The sequence below is a fragment of the Ferrimonas balearica DSM 9799 genome (assembly GCF_000148645.1).
Classification (GTDB): Bacteria; Pseudomonadota; Gammaproteobacteria; order Enterobacterales; family Shewanellaceae; genus Ferrimonas; species Ferrimonas balearica.
This window is the reverse complement of sequence record NC_014541.1, coordinates 1,438,090-1,465,033: the sequence shown is the minus strand read 5'-3', so window position 1 is coordinate 1,465,033 and position 26,944 is coordinate 1,438,090. Positions and strand designations below refer to the sequence as shown.

The 26,944-nt window shown below is 62.6% G+C and carries 17 protein-coding genes; 6 read left to right on the top strand and 11 right to left on the bottom strand.

Annotation, left to right across the window (positions count from 1 at the left end):
- Positions 1–151: 151 nt before the first annotated feature.
- From recD to recC, 3 genes are read right to left on the bottom strand one after another with little or no spacing between them, the layout of a single operon-like run.
- Entirely contained in the window at positions 152–2,182 is a 2,031-nt protein-coding gene (gene recD / locus FBAL_RS06670) for an exodeoxyribonuclease V subunit alpha (RefSeq protein ID WP_013344819.1), read from the bottom strand.
- On the bottom strand, positions 2,175–5,831 hold the full coding sequence (recB, locus tag FBAL_RS06665) for an exodeoxyribonuclease V subunit beta (RefSeq protein ID WP_013344818.1): 3,657 nt from the start codon (positions 5,829–5,831) through the stop codon (positions 2,175–2,177). The genes recD and recB overlap by 8 nt, the downstream gene beginning before the upstream one ends.
- Positions 5,821–9,300 (bottom strand): exodeoxyribonuclease V subunit gamma, encoded by a 3,480-nt coding sequence (recC, locus tag FBAL_RS06660; protein WP_013344817.1) that lies wholly within the window; start codon positions 9,298–9,300, stop codon positions 5,821–5,823. Before recC ends, recB begins: the two co-directional genes overlap by 11 nt.
- A 362-nt stretch (positions 9,301–9,662) precedes the next feature.
- On the opposite strand from recC, the gene FBAL_RS06655 reads away from it, so the two are divergent.
- The 4 genes from FBAL_RS06655 (at position 9,663) to FBAL_RS20215 (ending at position 11,693) form a co-directional block, all read left to right on the top strand.
- Positions 9,663–10,217, top strand: coding sequence for a cysteine hydrolase family protein (locus FBAL_RS06655; protein ID WP_013344816.1), 555 nt, complete (start codon positions 9,663–9,665; stop codon positions 10,215–10,217).
- A gap of 23 nt (positions 10,218–10,240) precedes the next feature.
- Entirely contained in the window at positions 10,241–10,483 is a 243-nt protein-coding gene (locus FBAL_RS06650; RefSeq protein ID WP_013344815.1) for a DUF2897 family protein, read from the top strand.
- Between the two features lie 251 nt (positions 10,484–10,734).
- Entirely contained in the window at positions 10,735–11,274 is a 540-nt protein-coding gene (locus FBAL_RS06645; protein WP_013344814.1) for an outer membrane beta-barrel protein, read from the top strand.
- 218 nt (positions 11,275–11,492) lie between these two features.
- Complete coding sequence (locus FBAL_RS20215; protein WP_013344813.1) at positions 11,493–11,693, top strand: hypothetical protein; 201 nt, start codon at positions 11,493–11,495, stop codon at positions 11,691–11,693.
- Between the two features lie 66 nt (positions 11,694–11,759).
- Here FBAL_RS20215 and FBAL_RS06640 read toward each other — a convergent pair whose 3' ends face one another.
- From FBAL_RS06640 to FBAL_RS06625, 4 genes are all read right to left on the bottom strand, one after another.
- Positions 11,760–12,062 (bottom strand): Bor family protein, encoded by a 303-nt coding sequence (locus tag FBAL_RS06640; protein WP_013344812.1) that lies wholly within the window; start codon positions 12,060–12,062, stop codon positions 11,760–11,762.
- On the bottom strand, positions 12,059–12,373 hold the full coding sequence (locus tag FBAL_RS06635) for a Bor family protein (RefSeq protein ID WP_013344811.1): 315 nt from the start codon (positions 12,371–12,373) through the stop codon (positions 12,059–12,061). Before FBAL_RS06635 ends, FBAL_RS06640 begins: the two co-directional genes overlap by 4 nt.
- A gap of 130 nt (positions 12,374–12,503) precedes the next feature.
- Positions 12,504–15,647 carry an efflux RND transporter permease subunit gene (locus FBAL_RS06630; RefSeq protein ID WP_013344810.1) on the bottom strand — a complete coding sequence of 1,048 codons (3,144 nt, stop codon included), beginning with the start codon at positions 15,645–15,647 and terminating at the stop codon, positions 12,504–12,506.
- The gene (locus FBAL_RS06625) at positions 15,647–16,723 is read right to left on the bottom strand and encodes an efflux RND transporter periplasmic adaptor subunit (protein WP_041251557.1); all 1,077 of its coding nucleotides are present in this window, start codon (positions 16,721–16,723) and stop codon (positions 15,647–15,649) included. Before FBAL_RS06625 ends, FBAL_RS06630 begins: the two co-directional genes overlap by 1 nt.
- 291 nt (positions 16,724–17,014) lie before the next feature.
- Between FBAL_RS06625 and bshA the strand changes: the two genes are divergently transcribed.
- Both bshA and FBAL_RS06615 read left to right on the top strand, forming a co-directional pair.
- Positions 17,015–18,154 carry an N-acetyl-alpha-D-glucosaminyl L-malate synthase BshA gene (gene bshA, locus FBAL_RS06620; RefSeq protein ID WP_013344808.1) on the top strand — a complete coding sequence of 380 codons (1,140 nt, stop codon included), beginning with the start codon at positions 17,015–17,017 and terminating at the stop codon, positions 18,152–18,154.
- Positions 18,155–18,162: 8 nt separating this feature from the next.
- Positions 18,163–20,361, top strand: a complete 2,199-nt coding sequence (locus FBAL_RS06615) for a cation:dicarboxylate symporter family transporter (protein ID WP_013344807.1) — start codon at positions 18,163–18,165, stop codon at positions 20,359–20,361.
- A 75-nt stretch (positions 20,362–20,436) separates the two neighbouring features.
- On the opposite strand, the gene FBAL_RS06610 is transcribed toward FBAL_RS06615, so the two are convergent.
- The 4 genes from FBAL_RS06610 to FBAL_RS06595 all read right to left on the bottom strand — a co-directional run bounded on the left by FBAL_RS06610 (position 20,437) and on the right by FBAL_RS06595 (position 26,921).
- Positions 20,437–21,327, bottom strand: a complete 891-nt coding sequence (locus tag FBAL_RS06610) for a hypothetical protein (protein WP_013344806.1) — start codon at positions 21,325–21,327, stop codon at positions 20,437–20,439.
- 93 nt (positions 21,328–21,420) lie between these two features.
- Positions 21,421–22,602: a sugar transporter gene (locus FBAL_RS06605; RefSeq protein ID WP_013344805.1), complete on the bottom strand. Its 1,182-nt coding sequence runs from the start codon at positions 22,600–22,602 to the stop codon at positions 21,421–21,423.
- Positions 22,603–22,737: 135 nt separating this feature from the next.
- Entirely contained in the window at positions 22,738–25,839 is a 3,102-nt protein-coding gene (locus tag FBAL_RS06600) for an efflux RND transporter permease subunit (protein WP_013344804.1), read from the bottom strand.
- Positions 25,839–26,921 (bottom strand): efflux RND transporter periplasmic adaptor subunit, encoded by a 1,083-nt coding sequence (locus tag FBAL_RS06595; protein WP_013344803.1) that lies wholly within the window; start codon positions 26,919–26,921, stop codon positions 25,839–25,841. The genes FBAL_RS06600 and FBAL_RS06595 overlap by 1 nt, the downstream gene beginning before the upstream one ends.
- Between the last annotated feature and the right edge of the window lie 23 nt (positions 26,922–26,944).

Below are 26,944 nucleotides of genomic sequence, written 5' to 3'. Positions count from 1 at the left end.
AGGGTGGTTCAGAAAGAGGATGGGGCATTCGTAGCGTAGGCTTTGAGCCCACGGTTAGAGGGCGCCGAACTCTGCGCGAGCCGTGGGCTGTAAGCCCACGCTACGAAAAAGAACATGACGAAAAAGAAAGGGGCCAAATGGCCCCTTTTTGTTACTTCAGGCGTTCACCCAGCCCGCTGGCACGCTGGGTGCGCTGCCGGATGGCGCTGTCCAGCAGGGCCGGACGGGGGGCCACCAGAGTAAACCAGCGCCGGGCCCGGGTGATGCCGGTGTACACCAGCTCACGGGTCAGCACCGGGTTGGGGTCGGCGGGCAGCACCATGGCAGTATGGGCAAACTCACTGCCCTGGGATTTGTGCACCGTCATGGCAAACACGGTTTCCACCTCGGTCAACCGGGAGGGCAATACCCGCTTGAGGCTGCCATCGGGCATGGGAAACACCACCCGCAGCACCGGCTGGCCCATGTCGTCGGCAAACGGCAGGCAGAGGCCGATGTCACCGTTCATCAGCCCCAGGCCATAATCGTTACGCATCATCATCACCGGTCGCCCGGCGTACCAGGGGGCGTCGGACTGGATCAGCCCCGCCTTGGCCAGGATGGTGCTGACCCGCTCGTTCATGCCGGAGACGCCCCACTCCCCTTCACGCACCGCACACAGCAGCTGGAACTCGCCAAAGGCGTTAAGCACAGCACGGGCCCAGGCGTCCTGTTCGGGGCCACAGCCGTTGTCGTCCAGCCCCTGAGACAGCACCTCCAGATAGTGACGGTACCCCTTGGGCGTTCCTTCCAGCCCTTCAGCCTGCCCCTCCAGCACCAGCAGTCGCAGCGCCGCATCACTGACGCTGGCCGGTTGCAGCTGGGTGATGTCGCCAAAACGCGGCCACACCGATTTGGCCTCCGAGGCGGAGCCGGCATTGACCGCCCGGGCCAACGTACCGATGCCGGAATCGGCACCAAAACGGTGGCTTTTTCGCAGCATCACGATCTGCTGCTCAATGTCGCTGCCGGGGCCCTGGAAGGCGTCCAGATCGTAGCCGGTGGCGCGGAACAGAAAACCGCGGGTGTCCGCCTGATAGCGGGGTTCTCCGGCGTAACGGCACAGGTCACCCAGTACCGCCCCCGCCTCCACCGAAGCCAGCTGGTCTTTGTCCCCCAGCAGGATAAGACGGGCCCGGGGCGGCAGTGCTGCCAGCAACGCCGCCATCATCTCCAGGTCCACCATGGAGGCTTCGTCCACCACCAGCAGGTCCAGGTGGAGCGGGTTGTCGGCGTTATGGCGGAAGAAACGGGAATCCGGGCGCGCCCCCAGCAAGCGGTGCAGGGTGGACACGTCGGTGGGGATCACCTTGGCCACGCCCGCCTCCACCCCGGCCACCTTACCCTCACCAATGTCGCCGAGGGTGGCCGCCAGAGATTCTGACAGGCGCGCAGCGGCCTTGCCGGTGGGGGCCGCCAGACGAATACGCAGGCCGGTGGGTTCCAGCCCTTGTGCCCGCTGCTCATCCTGTTTCAGGGCCTGCAACAGCGCCAGCAGTCGCACCACGGTGGTGGTTTTGCCGGTACCGGGGCCGCCGGAGATCACCGCCAGGGCACTGCGGGCGGCCAACGCCGCGGCGATGCTCTGCCAGTGCGGGGTCTGGCCGGCGCGCTCGGATTCGTCCTTAAGGGGATCAAACAGGGCTGCGAGCCGGGCCTGCACATCGTCCGGCAGCTCAAAGCGCAGCGCCTGCCGCGCCAGCAGCGAGCGGGCCACCTGAGACTCAAACCGATGGAAGCGACGCAGATAGAGGCGCTGCCCATCCAGCACCAGCGGTGCCGTACCCGCTTCCTCGGTGTCCACCACCTCGGCCTCTGCCAGCGTGGCCTGCCATTGGGCCAGAGTCAGCCCGGCCAGCCAGTCGGCGGGACGGGAGTCCGCTTTACGCCCGGCCGGAGGCAGGGACAGCAGGGTGTCCGGGTCTTCCAGCAGCGCGGCCAGGTCGAGGCAGATATGGCCCCGCCCCAGCTGGTGGCTGGTCAGCACCGCCGCCAGCAACACCGATTCCGGCGTTGACGGCACCTGCTGGGCCAGCCAGCGGGCCAACGCCAGATCGAGCGCCCGCAGCCAGCCCTGCTCAACGTAGTGTTCCAGCTCGGCCCAGAGGCCGTGGTCCGGGTTGGTGATCGGGGCATTATTCATGGGTCAGGGGCTCCGCCGCCACGCCACGAAAACGGGCGTCGAGTTGTTCAATCAGTTGTCGCGATACCGGCACGGTAACCACCCCGTGGCCGGGGTGCTCGTGACTCATGCCGCGCAAAAACAGGTACAGGCCGCCGCCGATATGGCGGTCAAAATCGTAGTCCGGCAGTCGCGCGCTCAGCAGTCGGTGCAGCGCCAGGGTGTAGAGCACTGCCTGCAGGTCGTAACGGTGCTCCAGCATCGCCTCGCGCATCGCGTCAACGGTGTAGGCCCGCTCATCCGCGCCCAGGTAGTTGGACTTGTAATCCGCCACGTAATAGCGGCCTTCATGCAGGAAGGTCAAATCGATAAACCCCTTAAGCATGCCGTTGACCTGGTTGGGCCGCAGCTGGGGCCGGGGCTCGCCGGGCCAGACGGACGCCCGCACCCATTGGTCAAGCTCCACCACATCGAGCTGGTCCACCGCCAGCCAGAACTCCATCTCCGCCTGCACTTGGTCCAGCCCACTTAAGCTGACGGTGCCGGTGGGCAGTTCCAGCGGCAGCGCCAGCGCCTGTTCAAACCATGCCAGAAGCACCTCGGTGTGGTCCTGGTAGCCATGACGTTCACAGCGGCTGCTCAGCTCGGCGGCCAGCTGCGCCCGGTCGATCTTCGCAAAGCCCGCGCCATAACGGGCCTGGCCCTGCAGTGCGGCCCATTCAAACAGGTCGTGCAGGAAGGTGCCGGGCATCGCCCCTTTGGGGAAAGCGTGGATGCTGCCCTCGGCGGGCTCCAGCTCTTGTGGCTGGGCCTGCACCGGCGCCGTTTCGTCCTGCACCTCCATCAATCGCTCCGGCAGGCCGGAGAGGCTGTGGTCGGCGCTCATGCCGGTCAGCAGCGCCGAGTAGGAGGCGATCCACCAGGGGCGCTGCAACTGGCGCTGGTAAGGCTTGGGTGGCACCAGCGCCTGTTCCGTTTCTGTGGCCAGCAACAGGGTGCCGGTAGGCTCCGGCGGCGTGGCCAATACCACGCCCGGATGTTGCGCCAGCGCCTCCAGTGCGGCCCGGATGGTGGCGGGTTCCAGCGCTTCGCCCGCCCCCAGCAGACAACCCAGCGCGCTCCGGTGGATGTCGGGCTCGCCGCGCTTGCCGCGACGACTGAGCTTGACCGGCGCCAGACCGAGGAAGCAGCCGTGGCGGGGCCGGGTCAGCGCCACGTAGAGCAGGCGCAGGTCCTCCTCCAGTCGCTCCCGGTCCGCCGCGGCACGGGCATCGTCGTCCGCTTCAAAGGTGAGGGATTTGTTGCCGTCCGCATCGCGGTAGAACAGCACCCCACCCCGGTCTGAGGCCTCCCGGTACCCGGCGATAAAGGGCAGGAACACCAACGGGTACTCCAGCCCCTTGGATTTGTGGATGGTGATCACCTTGACCAGCTCGGCATCGGATTCCAGTCGCAGCACCTGCTCATCGCCGAGGGTGCTGTCCTCCCGCTGTTCAGCGAGGAAACGGATCAGCGCCAGTTCGCCGTCCAGTTGGGCCGAAGCGCCCTGCAACAGTTCCGCCAGATGCAGCAGGTTGGTGAGTCGTCGCTCGCCATAGCGCGGGTCTGCCAGCGCGCGCTGCGCCACGCCGTAGTGGGCCAGCAGGCGGCGAATCATCGGCAACACCCCCTGGCGCTGCCAGCACAGTTTCAGTTCGCGGAACTGAGCCAGCTCCCGCTCCCAGGCCAGCTCATCGTGGTTGAAGGCATCCAGCGCCGCCCAGCTGAAGCCCAGCACCGCCGTCGCCAACGCGGCCTTGATGGCACGCTCGCTGGGCAGGGCCACCGCCTGCAAAATCCGCTGCAGCGCTTCCGCTTCCTCGGAGCTGAACACCGAATCTTTGTCAGACAGGTACACCGAACGCACACCGCGCTCTGACAAGGCATCGCGCACCGCGCTGGCTTCGCGGAAGTCCCGCACCAGGATGGCGATGTCCGCCGCCGCCAGCGGGCTGCGCTCGCCGTCGCGGTCAAACCCCACGTCTCCTTTTGCCGCGCCATTGAGCAGCCGGGTGATCTCCTCGGCGCAGGCCTGGGCCTGGCGGGAGACGTACTCGCCCTTGCTCAGTACCTCGCCCTCATCGCCCTCATCCCACCAGAAGGTCATGGCCGGCACCGGGCTGTCGCCGTCCATCAGCACCTCTTTGCGGCCATTGGCGGCCACCGGCAGGAAGGGGATCGATTCGCCATGGAGGAAGGGGCCGTCCGGGTGACGCTCGCCCAGTGCAAACACCGCGTTGGCGGCATCCACCATCTGTTGGGTGGAGCGGTAGTTGGTGTCGAGGGTGTAGTGACGCCCCTCGGTGTCGCGGCGCGCCTTAAGGTAGGTGTGGATGTCGGCACCACGGAAGCCGTAGATCGCCTGTTTGGGGTCACCGATCATCAGCAGTGCGGTGTCCTCCTGCGCCAGATAGAGGCGCTGGAACAGCCGGTACTGCACCGGGTCGGTGTCCTGGAATTCGTCGATCAGTGCCACCGGAAACTGGTGGCGGATGGCGCTGGCCAGCTTATCGCCGCCGGCGCGGTGCTCCTGCTCCAGCGCTTTGCCAAGGTCTTTGATCAGGTCATCAAAATCGAGCTGGGCCCGGCGCCGCTTCTCCGCCGCCACCCGGTGCGCCACCCAGTGGGCACAGTGGCGCAACAGCGCCGCCTTGACGGGGTTGGCGTCCAGCTGTCGGGCCAGGTTCTCCAGCGCCGCCAGTACCGGGGAGTCCGCTACCGTAGTGGCTTGCTTCTTGCCCCCGGCGGACAGCGCATCGGCGAAGGTGCCGGTGGTGTAGCGCGCCATCACCTTACCGGCGTTATCCAGCGGCAGTTCGTCGCTGCCCTCCAGCCAGGCGGTCAGGTTGTCGAGCTGGGCCGGCTTGATCATGTTGCCCTTGACCCACTTATTGGCCACCGCCTCGTTGAACTGTTCCACAAAGGTGGGCCACTCGACACGGCAGCGGGACTTGGTTTCCGCCACCGCCTCAGCCCGCTCGTTGAGCAGGGCAAAGGGATCCGCTGGTGCGCTCTCCTCCGCCAGCGGGCCCATCAGCGGCACAATCGCCTGCTCCAGTGCTGAGGGGCAGGCGTAGAGGCCGGTGATGGCCGCCAGCACGGCGCGCGGCTGGGGATAAAGGAATCGGCGCCAGTAGTCGCGCACCGCCTCTTCCCGCAGCGGGGTGGTGTCCGCTTCCATCTCCTGACTGAACAGGCTGCCGGAATCGAACGCGTGCTCCCGCAGCATGCGCTGACACCAGCCGTGGATGGTGTGCACAGCGGCCAGGTCCATCAGTTGTGCGGCCTGGTCCAGCACCAGCGCACAGTGGGGGTGCTGTTCAGCGGGGAAATCCGCCATCAACGACGCCAGATAGGGGTCCGGCTCGGCCAGTCCCCGGAAGCAGGCGGCGCCCTCCACCAGGCGGGCGCGGATGCGGTCTTTCAGCTCTTCGGTGGCGGCTTTGGTAAAGGTCACCACCAGGATCTGCTCCGGCGTCAGTGGGTGCGGATGCGCAGCACTGCCACCGTGACCCAGCACCAGTCGCAGGTAGAGCGCGGCGATGGTGTAGGTTTTGCCGGTACCGGCACTGGCTTCAATCAGCCGGGTGCCGGTCAGGGGGAAGGTCAGGGCATCCAGTTTATGCGCCATGGGTCACCTCCTCCATCTCACGCAGCGGCTGGTACAACGCCTGAGCCAGCGCGGGGAATTCGGTGTCGCGCAGGTCGGCAAACGCCGGATACTGACGACGCAGGTAGGGGCTGCGGTCGCGGTCACCGGTAAGGGCAAAGCCGCCCTCGTAGGCCAGTTCGGCCTTATCCAGCGCGGCGCGGTCGTCCTCGTCACCGGATTTCTCCAGCTCGGCCAGGTAGGCCAGGGCCGCACGGGGGGCCACCGGCTGGGGCGCGGTCATGGCGTTCAGGTAGTGATCCATCAGGGCGCTCAACTGTTGCTGTGCCGCGTTACGCGGCAACGGCGGCAGGCAGAACGCGGTGTCCGCCCCCACCAAATAACTGGTCAGGCTCAATCCGGCGGCACAGCCCACCAGATGGCCCAGGTAGAGGTCGAGCCCGTGCATCGGGTTTTTCAGCTGACCACGCTGGCCGATGGACTGGGGCAGAACCCGCAGTCGGAAGTGGCTGCCACCGGTCTGGTACAGGTCGCTGAGCCAGTCCTCCAGCACCAGCGCACCATGCTTGTGGTAGCACTCCAGATCGTCCGCCAGCTGCCACTGTCCGGCCAGTTGCTGGGCACGCTCAAAGGCGGCCAGGGTGGGTTCGGCCAGGTGGTCGGTGGCCAGTTCGGCGAAGGCGCCAAAGGGCAGTTGTCCGCGGCCACCCAAACGGCCGATGCGCTGGGCCAGCAACTGGGCCCGCTGCGGCCCGGTTTGCTCCGGGTGCTGGCGCAGCACGGTCATCAGCTCATCGCGGATCTGGAAGCTGGTGAGGCCATCCAGGGCAAAGGGTTCAAGGTCTTCCGCCGCTTCGGTGTCATCACCAAACCAGATGCCGAGGCGCCGGGTCATCAGCAGCCGCACCGGGTCACGCAGCAGCGATGCGAGGTCGGTCAGGGTGATGGGGGCCTGAGGCTGCCAGACCGGCAAAGCCGGACTTTCGGTCTCAACGTGGCCCTGATGGGCGTCAAACCACTCCCGGGCGAAGGTGTGCAGGCTCCCTTCGGTGCCACTGAAATAGGCACGGCTGAAGGGCTGCAGCGGGTGCACGGTGGTGAGGTGCTCGACCAGATCTTCACCGTCTTCAAGGCAGTAGCCCGCCCGCAGGTGGTCCATCAACTGGCCCAGCAATACCGATGGGGTGCGCTCCGCGTTATCCCGCGCGTTGCGGCCCACGTAGCTGAAGTAGATCTGATCCCGGGCCGCCATCAGTGCTTCCAGGAACAGGTAGCGGTCATCCTCACGACGGGAGCGATCTCCGGGTCGGTACTGGTTGGCAATGGGCTGGCCACGGCCATCGGGCCAGCCTGCGGCCGCCAGCAGGTCAAAGTCCATGGCCGGACGGCTGCGCGGATAGTCTTCGTCGTTCAGGCCCAGCAGGCACACCTGCTTAAAGGGAATAGCCCGCATCGGCATCAGGGTGCCGAAGTTGATCTTGCCGGCCAGGAAGCGTTGGGACACGCCCTCTTCACCGAACGGCGACAGGCAGACTTCGCGCACCACGGTGATCGGCAGGGGATCGGTGCTGCCCCCCTGTTCACAGGCTTCCAGCCACTGCGCCAGCGCCTCATCGAGGCGGGCGAGAATCACCGTTTCCTCTTCGTCCTGGGGACGGAACAGTTCGGCACAGAGGCGGCGCAGATGTTGTGCCCAGGCGGCGGGGGTGTGGCTTTGTCCCAGCTGGGTCCAGAACCCCTCCAACTTATCCAGCAGACGGGCCAGGCCACCCACCAGCGCGGCATCCAGGCCGCCAATCTCTTCGAACGGCTCAATCCCGGCCCAGGCGTCGCCCTGCCCCACTGCGTAACCCAGCAGCATCCGCTTAAGGCCAAAGGCCCAGGTGTTCTGGTCGAGGTTATCGGGCAGGTCGAGGGTGGCGCGTTGAGCGGCATCCAGCCCCCAGCGCACCCCGGCGTCCTCCACCCAGCGTTGCAGCAGCGGCAGCTGGCTTTCGTCAATGCCAAAGCGGGCACGCAGGGCGGGCACCGCCAGCAGGTCCAGCAACTCGGACACGGTAAAGCGGGCCTGGGACAGGCTCAGCAGGCGCTCCAGTGCCAGCACCAGCACCTGCTGGCCGCGCTGGGGCCGGTCGGCAATGGTAAAGGGCAGATGGCGCGGGTCATCCCGCTCCACCTGACCAAAGACCGCTTCGATATGGGGCGCGTACTGGCTCACGTCCGGCATCATCACGATGACGTCGGTGGGGGTCAGGCTGGGGTCCTCGGCAAAGCGTTTGAGCAGGTGGTCCTGCAGGATCTCCACTTCGCGCTGGCGACTGTGGGCCAGGGTAAAGCGCACCGAGTCGTCGTCCGGGTCCACCCTCATCGGCGGCGCCGGGGTGGGCTCCAGCTCGAAGATGCCCGCCTGGATCCGGTGCAGCAGGCGACCATCGCTGTCGGACAGCGGGTCTTCAAACAGATCGATGCTGTTGAACTGGCCCTGGTACGCCTCCGGCTGGTCGTAGCCGTACAGCATGCCGATGTAGTCCCGGCCCTGCTTACCCCAGGCCGCCAGCAGAGGATTCACCTCCGCGTGCTGGGCGGCGGGGTCCAGCTCCGCCGCCAGTCCCGGCTTACGCTGGTGACGGGCGCGGCTGAGCTGGGCCCGAAGCAGGTCTTTCTGCTCAATGATGTCGCCCCAGAAGTGCTGACAGGGGTTCTGCACACACAGCAGGATCTGGCAGTGCTGGGCCAGCGCGGCCAGCGCTTCAATCATCTGGGAGGGCAGCGTAGAGATGCCAAACACCACGATGCGGCGGGGCAAACCCACCGGCGGCGGCCCCTGGCGCAATCGGTCCACCACCTGCTGGTGCAGCATGGCCCGGCTGGTATCACGCTCCGCGTCATTCATATCCGCCAGGATGGCCCGCCACAGTTCCGGCTGCCACAGCTGCTCCGACGGCAGCGGGTTGCGGAAACCGGTGGCGTTGATCAGCTCATCTTCGCCCCGGGCCCAGGCCGCGAGCCAGTCAGCCCGGTACACCTGGTACTGGTCAAACAGGTCGGCGAGTTGCTCCGCCAGCTGGTCACGCTTGCGCAGGTCCGGGTCGTCTTCAAGGAAACGCTGTAACGGCGCAAACGCGGGACGATCCAGCAGGCCCGGCAATAAGCGCAGCAGGCGCCAGCGCAGCAGTGGCTTATCGAACGGTGAGTCTTTGGGTACCGCGTCCGCGCCCAGCACCTGACGATAGAGTTGCCAGATAAACCGGGAGGGCAGCTGCATCTGTAGCGCGGCGGCGATGCCGATGCCGCTGTCAGCGGCCAGTGCCAGCTTCAGCCACTGGGCCATACCGTTGGACTGCACCAGAAACACCTCGTTTTCCAGTGGCGCCAGCGGGTGTGATTTGATCCACTCTACAACCAGGTCACGCAGGGTTTCCATGCGGTTGCCATGGATCATCATCAGGCCGTTGTTCAGCGGCTCGGACGGGGGCAAACAGGCGGACATCGAATCACTCGATCAAATCAGGGAAAGGGCCATGATACCCAGAGCAACCAAGATGACGCTACGGTAAAACCGTTCGTCGCCATGGGGTTGCGCAAATCGAGGACAATATGGGGTCAGCCTGAGTGCGCTTCGCTCAGGATGAGAAAAAGCCGGCCTCGTAATGAGGCCGGAAACAGAGGGTCATCATCCATGACCAAAGCACTGAGGTGAGGCAGGGAGCGCGCGCGACCTCTGAAGAGTGGGCCGTACCATAACGGCACCAGATGACAGAAAAATAACCGCACCGTGCTTTTGGGCTTTTCCCTTGTTCTGACGAGTGGGTTGGGGCAATGTGGTAGCGATGGTTCAACAAGGACATGACCATGCCCGCATTGATGATTGTCGACATGCAACAAGATTTCGTTTCTCCGGACGGCGCCGCTTGCGTGGCGCAGGCTCTGCCCAGCGTACCGGCCATTGCCGCCGCCCTGGCCCATGCCCGCCAACAGGGCTGGCCGGTGATACACGTCGTCCGTGAACACGACCCGGCCGGCCTCAACACCGAACCCTTCCGTAAAGGCCGCCCGGTTTGTGTTTCAGGCACCTGGGGGGCGGAGATCGTGCCGGAACTGACGCCGATTGAGGGGGAGTTGGTAGTGGTTAAAACCCGCTTTAGCGCGTTTTATCAAACCGCCATGGATGAGGTGCTGAACAGCCTGAACTGGCCTGAAATCATTCTGTGTGGCACCCAGTTGCCCAACTGCCTGCGGGCCACCGTCCACGATGCGGTTAATCGTGACCTGCCGCTGTCGGTGTTGGTGGAGGGCTGTTCCGCCCAGAATCAGGCTGTGGCGGATGCCAACCTTGAGGATATGGCCAATTTTGGCGTTAACCTGCTTTCACTGGCAGACTGTCTGGCGCTGAACGATCCTAACTGAACGACCCTCGCCCGAGAGAGATCATGGAAAAATGGGAACTGTGGTTGCTGATCGCCCTGGTGATTGGCGTGATCCTGAGCAACCTGATGGTGTTGAAGCATACCGCCAATATGAAGCTGCCGCCGTTTCTTGGCCGAAAGGGCAAGCTCAAGTCCGATGAGGACGACAGCAAGAAATCCGACAACGCGCCGTCCGATTATGACAAGGACGACTGGGGCAAACAGGACTGGAAAAAAGATGAGTGGGATAAGGACGACTGGAAGTAAGCCGTGCTGACACTCCCTTTGCCCCCTCAACCCTCGGGGGGAGCCTTGGCTCTCCCCGAATGAGTTTTTACCCCGGCCAAACCGAATTCAAACCTCGATAACAGTACAAACTGAACTCAAACCAGACCCAATCTCAACGTCAGCTGAACCCCTCTCCTGACCCGGTCAGCACCCTGCCCCCAGTACAGAAAACGTTCAGAGTCAAAGCTCTAGGATGAACTCGTCAAAACAGATAACGAGAGGAACTCCTGATGAAAAAGCTTACTGCTGCGGTAATGATGACCGGTCTTTTCAGCCTGCCTGCCATGGCCAATGACGTCGACTACTTTGTTGGTTTCGGTATGGGCTACCAGCAGGACACCATCAAAGGTGACGTTCGAAAGGACAGCGATGATCTCTACTACGAGGGCCGGGTTGGCGCCATCCTGTCTGACCACCACCGGGTGATGGGCACCTACAGCTACAAAGAGGACAGCTTCAACCGGGACGACACCCGCTACAAGCACGAGCAGCACCTGTTCCTGGCCTCTTACGATTACCTGATGCCGTTGACCAATGATGGCCGTCTCAACGCCTTTGCCGGTATCTCCATGGGGGGCGTAGGCAACAAACTTCAGGGTAAGAACAGCAACGATTTCACCTGGGGTGGCCAGGCGGGTCTGCAATACAACCTGACCAGCAACTGGAGTGCAGAGCTGCGTTATCAGTATCTGGACATGGATTACGACAAGATGGGCCTGACCGTGGAAGACAGCCAGCGGGTTGGCTTGGCGATCGACTACCGATTCTGAGCAGAGATCGACCAGACAACGAGCGGGCTGAATGGCCCGCTTTTTTGTGGCCGGAGAAATGTGAACCCTGACACAGCCTTTAGCACTGTAATATTACAGTTCGATGAATTGTGAGGGATTTATTTGGTGGCTCTAACAGCCCTTTGTTACAGTCGTATGGCAGATCACCAAAATGAGAAGCAAATTATCGATTAAACGCCAGTTTTTGGGAGGCCACCATGACCACAATGCACCGCGTAAAAATGATGACCAAAGTGACCAAAGCGTCTACCCGGTCCAATTTTGACCCCAACTGCGCACCGGAGCTTGATCCGATGCACGATACCCACTGTATGGTGGAGCAAGGCCGCACCCATCGACTGTGCAAACTGCTGAACGTCCGTTACGACAAACAGAGCCTGATCCACCCCAACAAGTAAAATCAGGCAACGCAGCAGAAAAAACGCCCCGCAATCGCGGGGCGTTCTCGTTTGGCGCTGAGTCCGTTATTGGCACTGCACCGTTGCCGTTTTGGGCGTCCAGATCAGCCCCAGGTAGGGGATCACCGCAACAGGCAAGCCATTGAGGAAGGTGGTTTCGGTCTTCACCGACGCCCAGCCATTGGCGCCACAGTTTTGCGCCAAGTCCACCGGTTTGCTGACCTCCACCAACGCCAACGCCACATTGTGGTGCCACTCATCGGTGCTCTTTGCCGCATTGCTGACCACCGGTTCCTGATAATCGAAATGGATGGTGTGGCAGCCGGTCAGCGCCAGGGTGGCGATCATCGCCAGAGTGATGCGCTTCATACGCCCTCCTTGTTGATCACCGTGTCCTGACACCAGACTTTCACGGAATGCGGGGCGTAGATCCCCAGGGTCAGGCCGCCAAACAGGCCATCGAGAAAGGTTTGCTGGCTCTGCATCTGTGCCGGCTGGCCTTCACAGACCTCACTGACATTGACCCGCTCTTCACCAGCCAGGCCCCAAAAAAAGAAGTGGCGTGAGTCCTCGTAGCTGGGGGTTTTGTTCACCACCACCGTCGGATCGGGCTTGATGGTGACCGTAGAGCAGCCGGTCAGGCCAATCAGCACCGCCCCCATAATCATGGTTTTCTTCATTGAAAATTCCCTTTTAAATCATGGCTTATCCAAATTAAGCCTTCACTAAATTATTCCAAGCCGCCGTCAACGACAATAAAAAAACGCCTCGATGGAGCGAGGCGTTGTGTGTATTGCGTCAGTAAGGTTTTCAGGTTCCGGTGGGACGCTGCGATGATCGCCGCTTCATCAGCACGGTATTGTCGTCAGCCAGCTGCTGCTCGAGCTGTCGGGTTACGAACTCCGGGCTGTTGGTGTGGCGGGCCAGCAGGCCATACACCACCGGGATCACCAAAAGGGTGAAGAAGGTGGCCAACAGGATGCCACTGAGCACCACCACACCGATGACGAAGCGGGTTTCTGCCCCGGCGCCGGATGCCAGTACCAGCGGTACCGCGCCGGCGGCGGTGGTGATGCCCGTCATCAGGATCGGGCGCAGACGGGCCGCTGCCGCATCGATGATCGCCTGCTCAAACGGCACGCCCCGGTCCCGCAGCTGGTTGGCAAACTCAACAATCAGGATGCCGTTTTTGGCCGCCAGGCCGATCAGCATGATGATGCCGATCTGCGAGTAGATATTGAGGCTCTGATCGGTGAAGTAGAGACCCAGCAAGGCACCAAAGGTGGCCAGCGGCACCGTCAGCATGATCACCAGTGGGTGGATATAGCTTTCAAACTGGGCCGCCAGCACCAGGAACACCACCACCAGCGCCAGGGCAAAGACGAACGCCACCGAGCCACCGGACTCCTGATGATCCTGAGACGCGCCTTTGTAGCTCACCACCACGTCGGCGGGCAGCAGTTCGGCCACCAGCCCATTGAGGTAGTTCAGCGCTTCCCCCAGGGTATAGCCGTCGGCCAGGTTGGCCTCCAGCGTGATGGCCCGAACCCGGTTGTAGCGGTTGAGGCGCGGCGCATCGGCGTACTCCTCAACGCTGACCAGGCTGGAGAGCGGGATCAGCTCACCGCTGCGGCTGGATCGGACATAGAGGCTGGCAAGGTCTGCCGCGGTATTCTGGCGGTCACGCTGCCCTTCGATGATCACGTCGTACTCTTCACCGCGCTGCTCAAAGGTGGTCACCAAGCGGGAACCCAACATCGACTCCAGCGTGCGGCCGATGGCGCGGATGGAGACGCCCAGGTCACCGGCACGCTCGCGGTCAATCACCACCCGCAGCTGGGGCTTGGTCTCTTTGTAGTCGTGATCCAACCCAACCAGGGCCGGGTTGTTGGCCGCCTCGGCCATCAACAGGTCACGCCACTGCGCCAGCTCTTCATAGCTGCCGCCACCAATCACGAACTGCACCGGCTTGCCAACGCCGCGCCCAAAGGCCTGACGCATCACCGGGAAAGCCCGCACCCCGGCCAGGTCCGACAGGCGGCCACGGATATCACCGATGATCTCAAAGGCGCTGCGCCGCTCGGCCCAGTCCTCCAGCACGATGATGGCCATGCCGCCGGAGAAGTCCTCGGTACGGCCGAAGCCGCGCGGAGCCCGAATCAGCAGACGCTTGATCTCACCCGCCTCCACCAGCGGCATCAGGCGGTGCTCGATCTCGTCCATATAGGGCTTCATAAACTCGTACGTGGCGCCCTGCGGACCATTGACGATCAGGAACATGGAGCCGCGATCCTCTTTCGGTGCAAACTCCGATGGCAGCTTGGAGAACAGCCAACCGCTGCCGCCCAGGGCACCGATCAGAATCACCACCACCAGAACCGGGCGCTGAATCCAGGCCTCAAGGGCCCGGCGATAGATCCCCTTGAGCCACTCCACGCCCGCATCAATCTTGCGAACCAGCCAGGGCTCATTCTCCACCGGCTTAAGCAACTTGGAGCCCATCATCGGGCTGAGGCTCAGCGCCACGACGGAGGAGAGGATCACCGCCGCACTCATGGCGATGGAGAACTCCCGGAACAGCTTGCCCAGATCCCCTTCGAGGAAACCGATCGGCAGGAACACCGCCACCAGTACGGCGGTGGTGGCGACGATGGCAAAGCCCACCTGGCGCGCGCCGAGGAAAGCGGCTTTAAGCGGCGGCTCGCCCTGTTCGATGCGACTGTGGATGTTCTCCAGCATCACGATGGCGTCATCCACCACCATGCCGATGGCCAGGATCATTGCCAGCAGGGTCAGCAGGTTGATGGAGAAGCCCAGCGCGTAAAGCACAATAAAGGTGCCAATCAGTGAGACCGGCACCGTCACCGCCGGGATCAGCATCGCCCGCACGCTGCCCAAGAACAGGTAGATCACCACCACCACCAGGGCCATGGCGATAAACAGAGTGCGGTATACCTCGTCGATGGAGGCCTGAATAAACACCGAGGAGTCGTAGGAGCGCTTGATCTCCATCCCCGCCGGCAGGCTCTTGTTCAGTTCATCCACCAGTTGGTGAACCTGCTCCGCCACCTCCAGGGTGTTGGCGGTGGACTGGCGGGTCACACCGAGGCCGATCATGTCCTGCAGGTTGCCCCGAAACGCGATGCGCTCCTCTTCGGTATCCAGCTCCACCTGGGCCACATCGGCAAGACGGATCAGGTAGCCATCGGGGCCGCTGCCAATCACCAGCTTGGCGAAGTCATCCGGGTGGATAAAGCTGCGCTGCACCCGCACCGAGAACAGGCGGCTTTGCGATTCGATGGAACCGGCGGGCAGTTCTACGTTATCGGCACGCAGGGCATCTTCAATGTCGGTGACGGTGAGGCCGCGGGACGCCAGTTTCTGGCGGTCGACCCAGACCCGCACGGCGTACACCTTGCCGCCGCCGACCCGTACGTTGGCCACCCCGTCGATGACGCTGAAGCGATCAACCAGGTAGCGGCGGGCGTAATCGGTCAGTTGCAGGGTGTCCATGCGGTCGGACACCAGGTTCAGCCACATGATCACTTCGGAGCTGCCGGACGCCTTCTGCACCTCCGGCGGATCCGCTTCTTCCGGCAGGTTGTCCAGCACCCGCGAGATGCGGTCGCGGACGTCGTTGGCGGCGGCATCAATGTCGCGGCCAACGTTGAACTCCAGGGTCACGGAGGAGCGGCCATCCCGGCTGGTGGAGGAGATGTTTCGGATCCCTTCCACACCGGCAACGCGGTCCTCAATCACCCGGGTGATCTTGGTTTCCACCACCGCAGCCGAGGCGCCACGATAGCTGGTGCTGATGTCCACCACCGGCGGGTCGATGTTGGGGTACTCCCGCAGCGGCAATTTGTCGAACGCCACCAGGCCAAAGGCGATCAGCAGCAGGCTGATCACCGAGGCCAGAACCGGGCGTTTTACCGATAGGTCGGTTAACACCATCAGCTGGCCTCCAGGTGGGTAAAGCGCTCGTCAGCACGAACCTCAACGGTCTGGCCCGGGCGAACCTTCTGAATGCCACGGGTGATTACCCGCTCACCATCCATCACGCCGTCGATGATCTCAACCTGGCCACGGCTGCGCAGGCCAAGCACCACTTTGCGCTGCTCCACCACGTTGTCGACATTGACCACGTAGATAAACTGCTCGCGCTGCAGCGGGATGATCGACTCCTCCGGCACCACCAGTCCCTGGCGTTCCTCGGCAATCAACTTGAGGGTCATCAGCATGCCAGGACGCAGCCTGAGGTCGCGATTGTCCACCTCAGCACGCACGACAACAGCGCGGGTTTGCGGATTGATGCGGCTGTCGACGCTGACCACGGTGCCCTTAAAGCGCTCGTCCGGGAACGCGGCAGCCAGCCCCTCAACAGGCTTGCCCGGGGTCAGTTGCGACAGGAAGCGTTCCGGTACGGTGAAATCGAGCTTCACCACCGCCAGATCATCCAGGGTGGCGATGGCGGTGCCCGGCGTCACCAGAGCACCCGGGCTGATCTGGCGGAAACCCAGCACGCCGGAGAACGGCGCCCGCACGTAGCGGGCATCCAGCTCGGCCTGATACTGAGCCAGCTGGGCCCGGGCGATGTCGATGTCGGTGACAATCTTATCCAGCTCGTTGCTGGCGATGGTTTTGCTGCGAACCAAACCCTCGATGCGGTTGAATTCGCGCTGATGCTCAGTGAGGTTGGCCTGGGCCGCACGCAGTTTGGCCTGCTGTTCGGCGTCGCGCAGCGTCACCAACAGCTGGGATTGCTCCACCAGTTGGCCATCCTCGAAGTGCACCTTCTGCACACTTTCCGTCACTTTGGCGGTGAGGATAACGGACTCGCGGGCACGGACGGTGCCCAGCGCTTCCACTTCCCAGCGCACCGGTTCACTAACGACGGTAGTGGCAATAACGGTAGGGGGATTATTGGGGCGGGATTGGGCCAGCTTGGCGCTCTTGCCCTCTTCCTTGTACCAGATGCCGGCAACCAGCACCGCGACCAGCACCACTCCTGCGGTGATTGTTGTTCTCATGATTCCCTTGCTCTGCATCACAGTGTGTGCTCCAAGTTTACCGGGACAACAAGTCAGAACAATACGATTTACAAGACCTTACAAAAAGAAAACATTGCGTTATCCCGGCTTGATTAGGCAAGTATACGTGGCACCGAGCAAAGCGGTTCAGCCTATGCAAAATGAAGTCTTCCGGGGCTGGAAATCATAGGCTTAGTCGTTTGTATTTATTAAAAATTCCTCAATGTATCGGAATGTTATCTACGCTTTGCTGTAGTGGTCACTGGGCGCCTCTTCAGGGAGCGAATCGAGATGAGAATCGGCATACTCTGCCACCCCAGCGTGGGAGGTTCTGGGTTGGTGGCGACGGAGCTTGCCCACGGACTGGCGCAGGCGGGCCACGACGTGCACGTTATCTCCAGTGCGCAGCCCTTCAAGTTGCGCCAACACCAACGGCACATCCACTTCCACCTGGTGGAAGGGATCCACTACCCCCTGTTTAAGGACCCACTCTATACCTTCGCCCTGACCGCCAAAATTGTCGAAGTGGTCGACCAATACCAGCTCGATGTGGTGCACGCCCACTACTCCATCCCCCACTCTCTGTGCGCCTACCTTGCCACCGAAATCACCCGCCGCCCCTTCCCCATCGTCACCACCATCCACGGTACTGACGTCACCGTGGTGGGGCAGGACCGGCCACTCTATCCGCTCAACCGTTTCAGCATCGACCGCAGCACCGTCGTCACCACGGTCTCGGCCTACCAGCGCGGCCATATCCAACGCCATTTCGGCCTCAAAACCGCCATCGAGGTGATTCACAACTTTATCGATTGCGACCACTTCCGGCCCGACCAGGCTGACCCGCTGCTGCGCCGCAGCCTGGCCCGGGACGACCAACCCATCGTCATGCACGCGTCCAACTTCCGGCCGGTCAAAAACACCGATACGGTGCTGCGCAGCTTCGCCCGCCTGAGCGAAAAGCTCGACGCCAAACTTGTTTTGCTGGGCAGCGGCCCGGAGATGGAGGCGGCACAGGGTCGTTGCCACCAGCTCGGCATCGCCGACCGGGTGGTGTTTGTCGGCCAGGTTCAGTATGTCGAACAGTACCTGCCACTGGCCGATTGCGTGTTGCAGCCCAGCTACCGGGAATCGTTCTGCATGGTGCTGCTGGAAGCGATGGCCTGTGGTGTGCCCACCGTCAGCAGCAATGTGGACGGCATCCCTGAAGTGGTGGCGGAAGGCGAAACCGGCTTTATGGCCGAGCCGGATGATGACAAAGCCCAGGCTGACGCCATGCTTCGCGTGCTGAGCGACCCCGCGCTGCAGCAACGTCTCGGCGCCGCCGGACGCCAGCGGGCCAAAACCCGCTTTGCGACCCGCCACACCATTGAGCAATACCTGGCCTGCTACCGGCGGGCCATCGCCACGCTCGCCGATAACGGAGCTTAACCCCCACCATGAGCCAGACCGCTACCGCCCAAGCTGAGGCACCGAAAAAGAAACCGATGAGCATGTCCACGCTGGTGTTGCTCTCGTTTGCTGCCGGCATCGCCGCGGGCCTGTTCTTCGGCGAGATGCTCGCCTGGATGTCCATCATCGGCGACGCCTTCGTCAAACTGCTGCAGATGACCATCATCCCCTACATCATGGTGTCGCTGATCTCCAGTTTGGGCCACCTTTCCTACCAGCAGGCCCGCAGCCTGGCGCTCAATGTGGGCAAGCTGATGCTGGTGATCTGGGTGTTTGGCCTGGGACTGATGTACCTGATCAAATTCACCTTCCCCAGTTGGCAGGCTGGCGACTTCTTCAGCCTGTCGGTGTTGCAGGACCCCGCCCCGGTTAACCTGCTGGACCTCTATATCCCCGCCAACCCGTTCTTCTCCATGTCGAACAGCTACATCCCCGCCATCGTGCTGTTCTGTGTGGCCACCGGCATTGCCCTGATCGGCATCGAGGACAAAAGCGCCCTGATCAAACCGATGCAGCTGTTGGGGGAAGCCTTTAACCGGGTCACGGGCTACATCGTCAAGCTGATGCCGCTGGGGATCTTCGCCATGACAGCCGCCACCGCAGGCACCATGGAGATTGAGGAGTTCCAGCGCCTGCAGGTCTACTTTGCCGCCCACGTGGTGATGACCGTGATCCTCACCTACTGGCTGCTGCCCGCGCTGGTGGCGGTGATGACCCCGTTCTCCTACCGCGACCTGACCCTGATCGCCCGGGACGCCCTGATCACCGCTTTTGCCGCCGGCAACATCTTTATCGTGCTGCCCCTGCTGATTGAGCACACCAAGGCGCTGTTCCACAAATACAACATCGGCAGTGACGATACCGACGACTACGCCAATGTGATCATCCCGGTGGTGTTCAGTTTCCCCAACCTGGGCAAGCTGCTGACCATCGTCTTTGTGCTGTTTGCCGCCTGGTTTGCCGGCGCGGAGCTGGATTTCGCCACCTACCTGCCGATGGCGATCAACGGCCTGATCAGTCTGTTTGGCAGCGTCTACCTGACGGTCCCCATGTTGCTGGACAGCCTGCAGCTGCCCTCTGACCTGTTCCAGCTCTATATGGTGTCCAGCCTGTTTACCAGTCGGTTTACCTCGCTGCTGGCCGCCATGAACCTGTTTATCCTGGCGGTCGGCGGCACCGCCATGCTGGCTGGCCACGCCAAACTCAATCCCCGCCGCCTGCTGCTCTACGCCGGTGCCACTCCGGTGGTGCTGGGTGGCATCTTGTTGGGCACGGCCCTGTTGCTGGAGAAGGTGGTTGATACCGACTACGTGATGGACGACGTGGTGGCCAATATGACCTCGGCCGAATCCCTGCCGGAGGATGTCCGCAACTTTGTGCCCCGGGTACTGCCGCCAACGTCGGCGCCCCGCGGTTTGGATGCCATTCGCGAAAGTGGGGTACTGAGGGTGGGCTACAACCCCCTGCAGGTGCCGTTCTCCTTCTACAATGCGGACAATCGGCTGGTGGGGCTGGACGTGGAGATGATGAACAAACTGGCGGGGGAGATTGGCGTTGACCTCGCTTTCATCCCCTACGCCTCCGATACGGTACTGGATGCCCTTAACCGGGGCCGCTTCGATGTGGTGATCTCCGGATTGCAGATGACCACCCGCCGGATCCAATATGTGGGCTTTACCAATCCGGTGCTGACCCTGCATTACGCCTTTGTGGTGAAAGACCACCGCGCCGACGAATTTGCCACCGATGAGATGGTCCGCCGTGCCGGCCCGCTGACCGTGGCCTCGGTTGGCGACTACAGCATCATCCCGCTCATCGAAAAACGGTTCTCCAACATCCGCTTTGAGCGCATCGAATCCGACCGCCAGTTCTTCGAAGATGACGGCGAGCGTTGGGATGCGCTGTTGATCAGCCTGGAAGCGGGCAAAGCCTGGACCATGCTCTACCCCGAGTACACCACCCTCTATAACCGAAAAGAGATTAAGTCGTTCCCGGTGGCCTACGTGGTGGCCAAGGAGAACATCGAACTGCGGCTGTTCCTCAACTCCTGGCTCGAGCTGCAACAGTCGTCAGGCTATGTGGATTCGCTATACAACTACTGGATTCTGGGCCAGAACGCGCAACCGAAAAAGCCACGCTGGTCGGTAATCAAAGATGTACTGGGGTGGGTCAAGGAGAAGCCCTGACGGCCCCTTCCCCACTGCAACTTCGCCACAAAAAAACGCCCCGAAGGGCGTTTTTTTGGGCGTTAAGCTGTACCCTCAGTACTTCACCGTATCCACCCAATCCAGGGTCATCAGGTACTGGCGGGCGTCCTCGCTGAGCGGGTTGTCGCTCAGGTCGAGGTAACGCAGTTCGGTGTTGTAGTCGAAGCGTTGCATGGTGAACTGGTTACCCGGCGCCTCGAACACCGACAGTTCGGTGTTGTAAGTCAGGTCCAGGCCAGTGAGGCCGGTGCCGGTGGCATAGAACAGCTGCAGTCCGGTGAGCGCGGACAGGTCCAGGCTGCTCAGCAGCGGGCTGTCGCGCAGCGCCATCTCGTTCAGATAAACCTGGTCGCCAAAGCGAACCTGGGACAACGCCTCGTTACCATCGAGCTGAAGCAGATCCAGCAGCGGCACAGGCCGCAGGTCCAGAGTGGTCAGCGGCAAACGCTTGAGCACCAGCTCATCCAACTCCGGCACCAGGCTCAGGTCGAGCTGGGTCAACGGAAGCTGGTCCAGCAGCAACCCACTCAGCCCCGGTACCGCCGCCAGGTCAACATCACCCAGTTTCGGACTGCCGAGCAACAGGTAGCGCAGGCTGCTGGCACTGGTCAGGTCCACCTCGCTCAGTACCGGGCTCTCCAGCTGCGCATAGATCAGGGAGTTGGCCAGCTGCACCTGAGTCAGCTGTTCGCTGGTGATGTTGAGCTGAACCAGGTTGGGAAACTGCTCAATGCCATCCAGAGTCGCCACATCTGGTTCGTCGCAGGCGATCACCTCAACCTGATTGATCCGGGTCCAGCCATAGGCCTTTCGAATGGTGTCGAAACAGGTCTGCAGCGCCGGTGAAGCCAACTCAATGGCGTCCAATTCGTTGTTGTCATCGCTGTCGCTGCTGCAACCTGCCAGCGCCAACATGCTGATACCCAATAGCCATCCTGGCTTCATAGCACTTCCTTATACTCCGCTAAAAGTCGCCCTCACACTGCCAGAAAGACGCTTAATGAACAAGCAGATAGCGACATATAAAACGAACCTGAATCAGGCAGCAGCACCGTCCATCGGCAGCTGGCGACGGGCCCGGAACAGCCCCAGCAACGGCACCATGGCAAACAGGATAAGCCCCGCCGCCACCGGGCCGTTGTGGATCACGCCGTAGCGCGCCGCCAGGATGCTGCCGAACAGGGCACCACTGCCGATGCCCACATTAAACAGGCCGGAATAGATGGCCATCGCCACATCGGTGGCGTCCGGCGCCAGCTTCAGCCCCTTAGCTTGCAGGGACAGGCCCATCAGCATCATCGCCGCACCCCAGACCACACACAGCCCGGCCAGCAGCCAGAGCTGACCGCCCGCCAGCGGCAGCAGACCCATGCACAGCCCCACCACCGCGACGGCCAACGCCAGCAACGGGCGGGCATAACGGGCCTGATAGCGGCCGAACAGGACGCTGCCGGCCAGGCCGGAGCCGCCAAACACCAGCAGCATCAGGGTGGTGACGCCAGGGGCGTAGCCAAAGTGCTGTTGCAACAGCGGCTCCAGGTAGGTGTAAACGGCGTAGTGGGCGGTGACCAGCACGGTGGTCAGGCCGTACAGCCACATCAGTGCACGGTTACGCAGCAGACCGGGCAAGCTGCGCCAGCTGCCACCGCGCTCCGCCGGCAGACGTGGCAAACCCCGCCAGAGGCCCAGCATCAACAACAGGGTGACGCCGCCGATCAGGGCAAAGGTGATGCGCCAGCCCAGCAACTGGCCCACAATCCGCCCCAACGGGATGCCCAGCACCAGTGCCAGTACCGTACCGGTGGCCAACAGGCCCAGCGCCTTGGCGCCCTGCCCCTGCGGGGCCAGCCGCACCACCATGGCCGGGGTGATGGCCCAGAACAGCGCATGGGACAGCGCGATGCCGATGCGACCGGAAAGCAAAATGGGGTAACTCGGTGCCCAGGCCGTCACCACATGACTGACGACAAACAGGCCCATCAGGCCCAACAACAGGTCGCGCCGCTCAAAACGGGCAAACAGCAGCACCGCCGGCAGTGAGGCCAACGCCACCACCGCAGCATAGACCGTCAGCATTGGGCCGATGGCCACCGCGGTCATATTGAAGCTCTCACCCAGCGCCGCAAGCAGGCCCACCGGGACAAACTCAGAGGTATTAAACACAAAGGCGCTGAGGGCCAGCAGGATCACCGGCCCCCACGCTGTCAGGCGCTGCAGCATGGAACAACTCACAAGGGGAAAAAGGGCGGCAAGTCTACGCCCAAACGGGCCACTTGGCGAGGGGGCAGATGAACAAAAACTGGCCGCGATCACAGCGGCCAGTTTGTCGGGTTTTTACTCAGCGTTCAGGGCCGTTCAGAGCCGTTGCCCTTCCGCTTCCAGCGCTGTCTCCAGTTCGTGGGTGCGATGCTCAGGAGAGTGGGTACGCTTGGCCATCAGGCGGTACATCATCGGCACCAGATACAGAGTGATGACGGTGGCCAGCGCCATACCGAAGAAGATCACTACGCCGATGGCGTAACGGCTCTCCGCACCCGCTCCGGTGGCCAGCAACAGCGGCACGGCACCAAACAGGGTGGTGAAGGCGGTCATCAGGATGGGGCGCAGACGGGCACTGGCCCCCTGCACCACCGCTTGTTCGAAGGCGACGCCCTTGTCCCGCAGCTGGTTGGCGAACTCCACAATCAGGATGCCGTTTTTGGTCACCATCCCGATCAGCATGATCATCCCCACCTGGCTGTACAGGTTCAGGCTCTCGCCGGTCAGCAGCAGCCCCAACAGGGCGCCCACGATACCCATCGGCACCGTCAGCATGATCACCATCGGGTTGATAAAGCTCTCAAACTGCGCCGCCAGCACCAGATAGGCCACCATCAGGGCCAGGGCGAACACCAGGAAGGTGTCAGCCTGGTTCTCCTTGTAGTCCTTGGACTCCCCTTTGTAGTCGATGGTGATGTCCGCTGGCAGCATCTCCTTGGCCGTTTGCTCCAGCAGGTTCAGCGCTTCACCCAGGGTGTGGCCTTCACCGACATAGCCCTGAATGGTCACCGACTTGGTGCGCTGGTATCGCTTCAGGCGACTGGCGGAGCCAATCTCCTCGAACTGCACCAGGCTGGCCATGGTGATCCGCTCACCCGACGGGGTGGTCATGTAGATGCCGGACAGTTTGGAGGCGTCATCGAAGCGGTCGATATTACCGCGCAGGTAAACGTCATACTCTTCACCCCGGTCCACAAAGGTGGTGCGGCTGATGCCGCCCAATACCGCTTCCAGAGTGCGGGCGATGTCCCGCGGACTGATGCCGACGCGCGCGGCGGCTTCCAGGTCAACCCGGGCCAAGAGCTCCGGCGTGGTCTGGGAGAAGTCGGAGTCCAGATCCCGCACTTCCGGGCGTGCGGCGGTGGCGTCAATGATGGCGTGGGCCCAACGGTCCAGTTCATCGTAGTCGGCCCCACCCAGCACAAACTGCACCGGCTCGGAGCTGCCGCCACCAAAGCCCGGCCCCATCGGGAACACCCGCACATCGGGGATGCCGCTGAGATCTTTGCGCAACTGCGCCAGGATTTCGCTGCTGTGCTGCTCCCGCACCGCCCAGTCCTTCAGCAGCAGCACAAAGAAGCCGGTCTGATCGCCGCGGTTACCAAAGGCCGGGGTGGACAGGTTCATCGCCTGCAGCGGGCCATCTTCCTCCATCAGGGGCAGCAGACGGGCCTCCACAGCCTCCATGTTTTTCACCATGCGGTCGAACGCGGTGCCCTCAGCGCCCTTCACAAACACGAACAGCACGCCCCGGTCTTCAGTGGGGACGAACTCGGTGTTGATGCGGGGGAACAGCAATGCCACGGCCACCAGCGCCAGCACAATGATGGACGGGCCGGCCCACTTGTAACTCAGCGAGCGCTCGAGGCTGCGGCGGTAGCCGTTCTCCAGCGCGGCAAACTGACGATTCACCCAGGCGTTAAAACGGTTGGGCTTCACATTGGCCTTCAGCAGGCTGGCCCCCATCACCGGGGTGAGCGTCAGGGCGATCAGCGAGGAGAAGATCACCGCCACCGCCAGGGTCACCGAAAACTCGGTAAAGAATTTGCCCACCATGCCACCGGCAAAGGCGATGGGCAGGAAGATCATCACCAGCACAGCGGTGGTGGCGATAACCGCAAAGCCCACTTCACGGGTGCCGTTGTAGGCCGCCACCAAAGGCGAACTGCCCCGCTCCAGGTGCTTAAAGATGTTCTCCACCACCACGATGGCATCATCCACCACCAAACCGATGGCCAGGATCAGGGCCATCAGGGTGAGGATGTTGAGGGAGAAGCCGGCAAACTGGGCCACCATAAAGGCAGCAATCAGCGAGACCGGTACCGTCACCGCCGGGATCAGGGTGGCCCGGGCCTGCCCCAGGAAGAGGTAAAGCACGGCCACCACCAGCGCGGCGGTAACAAACAGGGTCTGGTACACCTCATTGATGGAGCGTTCGATAAAGATGGTGGCGTCATAGGCCACCTCCAACTCCATCCCTTGTGGCAGTTGCGGCTGGATCTGGTCGATCAATGCCCGTACGCCTTTGGCCACGTTAATGGGGTTAGCATCGGACTGAGCGGCAATGGCAAAGCCAAGGGCGTTGAGGCCATTGCTCTTAAAGATGCTGTTTTCGGTTTTGGCGCCGTCGTAGATGCGGGCGATGTCCGACAGGTAGATCGGACTGCCGTCGTCGTCGTAGCGCACCACCACGCGGCTGAAGTCCTCGACATTCTTCAGCACCCGTTCCAGCCGTACCGACATCACCTGATCACGGTTACGCAGCTGCCCCGCCGGCAGCTCGAGATTCTGGTTGTTCAGTGCCGTCTCCACCGCGCTGACCGAGATGCCCCGACCGGCCATGGCACTGGGGTCCAGTTCCAGGTACACCACCCGCTCCAGATCACCATACAGGCTGACCTGACTGACACCACTCACCAGCGACAGACGGTCCACCAGCACACGCTCGGCGAAGTCCGTCAGTTCAATCCGGTCCATCTCGGCACTGCGCAGGGACAAACGCAACACCGCATCGCCACTGACGTTGGACTTGAGCACCATCGGGTCATCGGCATCATCCGGCAGGCTTCGCTGGGCGCGGGCGACCGCATCGCGAACGTCGGACAGGCCTTCCATGATGTCCCAGTCGAGATCAAAGTTAACGGTGATCTGGGAGGAGCCGTTTCGGCTGGTGGACTCGATGGTATCGATGCCGGAGATCCCGGACAGCTGGTCTTCGATGGGCTTGGTGATCTGGTCTTCCATCACCGCCGCCGAGGCCCCTTCATAGTTGACCGTCACCGACACCACCGGGACGTCGACGTCCGGCAGCTCACGCACCGAGAGTTGAGAAAACGCCACCAGGCCAAACAGGGTCAACAGCAGTGACAGCACGATGGCCATCACCGGACGCTTGATGGAGATGTCAGACAACAGCATCAGCGAGCCACCTCTTGCGTGTTACCCCGCTCGGGCGCCGCCGCCACTTCGTGGACGGTGCTGCCATCCTTGATGCTGACCAGCCCCTTCACCACGATGCGAGCGCCCACTTCCAGGCCAGACTCGACCGCGACGGTATTGCCCTGGCGCACACCCGGCTCAATCAGGGTGCGATGGGCCACGTTGTTGTCATCCACGATGTAGACAAAACGGTCAGAGCCGGAGTACTCCATCGCCTGCACCGGGATCACCGGACGCACTTCGGTCGGCAGGGCAAAATCGATGCGGCTGAGCATGCCCGGTTTGAGGTAGCCGTCGCGGTTGTCGAAGGCAAAACGGGCCGCCACGGTCATGTCGTTGGCGTTCACCCGGCTGTCCAGCGCCACCAGGGTGCCGTCAAAACCCAGCTCCGGATAGGCGTCGATGCGGGCACTCACCTGCTGGCCGGGCTGCAGGGCCGCGAGGTAACGCTGGGGTACCGCCAGATCCAGGCGCAGGCGATTCAGCTCATCCAGGGTCATCAGGGCCTCACCACTGACCACCTGGGCACCGGGGGCATGGCTGACCAGACCAACCACGCCATCGAACGGGGCACGCAGCGTCCGCTTGGCCAACTCCGCCTCAGCACTGGCCAGGCGGGCGTCTGCCATCGCCACTTCCGCTTCCTGAGCCGCCAGCTCGGATGCCGAGATGGCGCCCTTATCCGCCAGGCGGCGACGTTCCGCCAGCAAACGTTTTGCCTCCGCCAGGTAAGCCCGGGCCTCATCACGCTGGGCGGTCTGCTGCAGGTCATCAAGACGGGCCAGTACCTGGCCCTGTTTGACCTTGTCACCACTGTCCACCATCAGGGCCACCAGTCGACCGGAGACTTCCGGGGCGATGGTCACCGCCTGCCAGGCTTCCAGGTTGGCCACCAGCGCCAGGTGCTGTGGCAGCTCCAAAGCTGCCACCGTGCCGGTCTCCACCTCAACCGGGCGAGCGCCGGGCTTTTTACCGGCATCAGCGCCAGCCGAGGCCAGGTTCAGGTAGGCGGCACCAGCGGCCGCAAGCACAACAACAGGGACGAGGAACTTCTTAATCATCGGGGCGGATCTCCAATTCAGTG

Excerpts from the sequence above, each read along its gene's own strand:
- FBAL_RS06630 (WP_013344810.1), bottom strand. The coding sequence starts at position 15,647 with ATGGTGTTAACCGACCTATCGGTAAAACGCCCGGTTCTGGCCTCGGTG.
- FBAL_RS06640 (WP_013344812.1), bottom strand. The coding sequence starts at position 12,062 with ATGAAGCGCATCACTCTGGCGATGATCGCCACCCTGGCGCTGACCGGC.
- FBAL_RS06650 (WP_013344815.1), top strand. The coding sequence starts at position 10,241 with ATGGAAAAATGGGAACTGTGGTTGCTGATCGCCCTGGTGATTGGCGTG.
- FBAL_RS20215 (WP_013344813.1), top strand. The coding sequence starts at position 11,493 with ATGACCACAATGCACCGCGTAAAAATGATGACCAAAGTGACCAAAGCG.
- FBAL_RS06645 (WP_013344814.1), top strand. The coding sequence starts at position 10,735 with ATGAAAAAGCTTACTGCTGCGGTAATGATGACCGGTCTTTTCAGCCTG.
- FBAL_RS06595 (WP_013344803.1), bottom strand. The coding sequence starts at position 26,921 with ATGATTAAGAAGTTCCTCGTCCCTGTTGTTGTGCTTGCGGCCGCTGGT.
- FBAL_RS06615 (WP_013344807.1), top strand. The coding sequence starts at position 18,163 with ATGAGCCAGACCGCTACCGCCCAAGCTGAGGCACCGAAAAAGAAACCG.
- recD (WP_013344819.1), bottom strand. The coding sequence starts at position 2,182 with ATGAATAATGCCCCGATCACCAACCCGGACCACGGCCTCTGGGCCGAG.
- FBAL_RS06605 (WP_013344805.1), bottom strand. The coding sequence starts at position 22,602 with ATGCTGCAGCGCCTGACAGCGTGGGGGCCGGTGATCCTGCTGGCCCTC.
- FBAL_RS06635 (WP_013344811.1), bottom strand. The coding sequence starts at position 12,373 with ATGAAGAAAACCATGATTATGGGGGCGGTGCTGATTGGCCTGACCGGC.
- FBAL_RS06625 (WP_041251557.1), bottom strand. The coding sequence starts at position 16,723 with ATGAGAACAACAATCACCGCAGGAGTGGTGCTGGTCGCGGTGCTGGTT.
- FBAL_RS06600 (WP_013344804.1), bottom strand. The coding sequence starts at position 25,839 with ATGCTGTTGTCTGACATCTCCATCAAGCGTCCGGTGATGGCCATCGTG.
- recB (WP_013344818.1), bottom strand. The coding sequence starts at position 5,831 with ATGGCGCATAAACTGGATGCCCTGACCTTCCCCCTGACCGGCACCCGG.
- recC (WP_013344817.1), bottom strand. The coding sequence starts at position 9,300 with ATGTCCGCCTGTTTGCCCCCGTCCGAGCCGCTGAACAACGGCCTGATG.
- FBAL_RS06655 (WP_013344816.1), top strand. The coding sequence starts at position 9,663 with ATGCCCGCATTGATGATTGTCGACATGCAACAAGATTTCGTTTCTCCG.
- bshA (WP_013344808.1), top strand. The coding sequence starts at position 17,015 with ATGAGAATCGGCATACTCTGCCACCCCAGCGTGGGAGGTTCTGGGTTG.
- FBAL_RS06610 (WP_013344806.1), bottom strand. The coding sequence starts at position 21,327 with ATGAAGCCAGGATGGCTATTGGGTATCAGCATGTTGGCGCTGGCAGGT.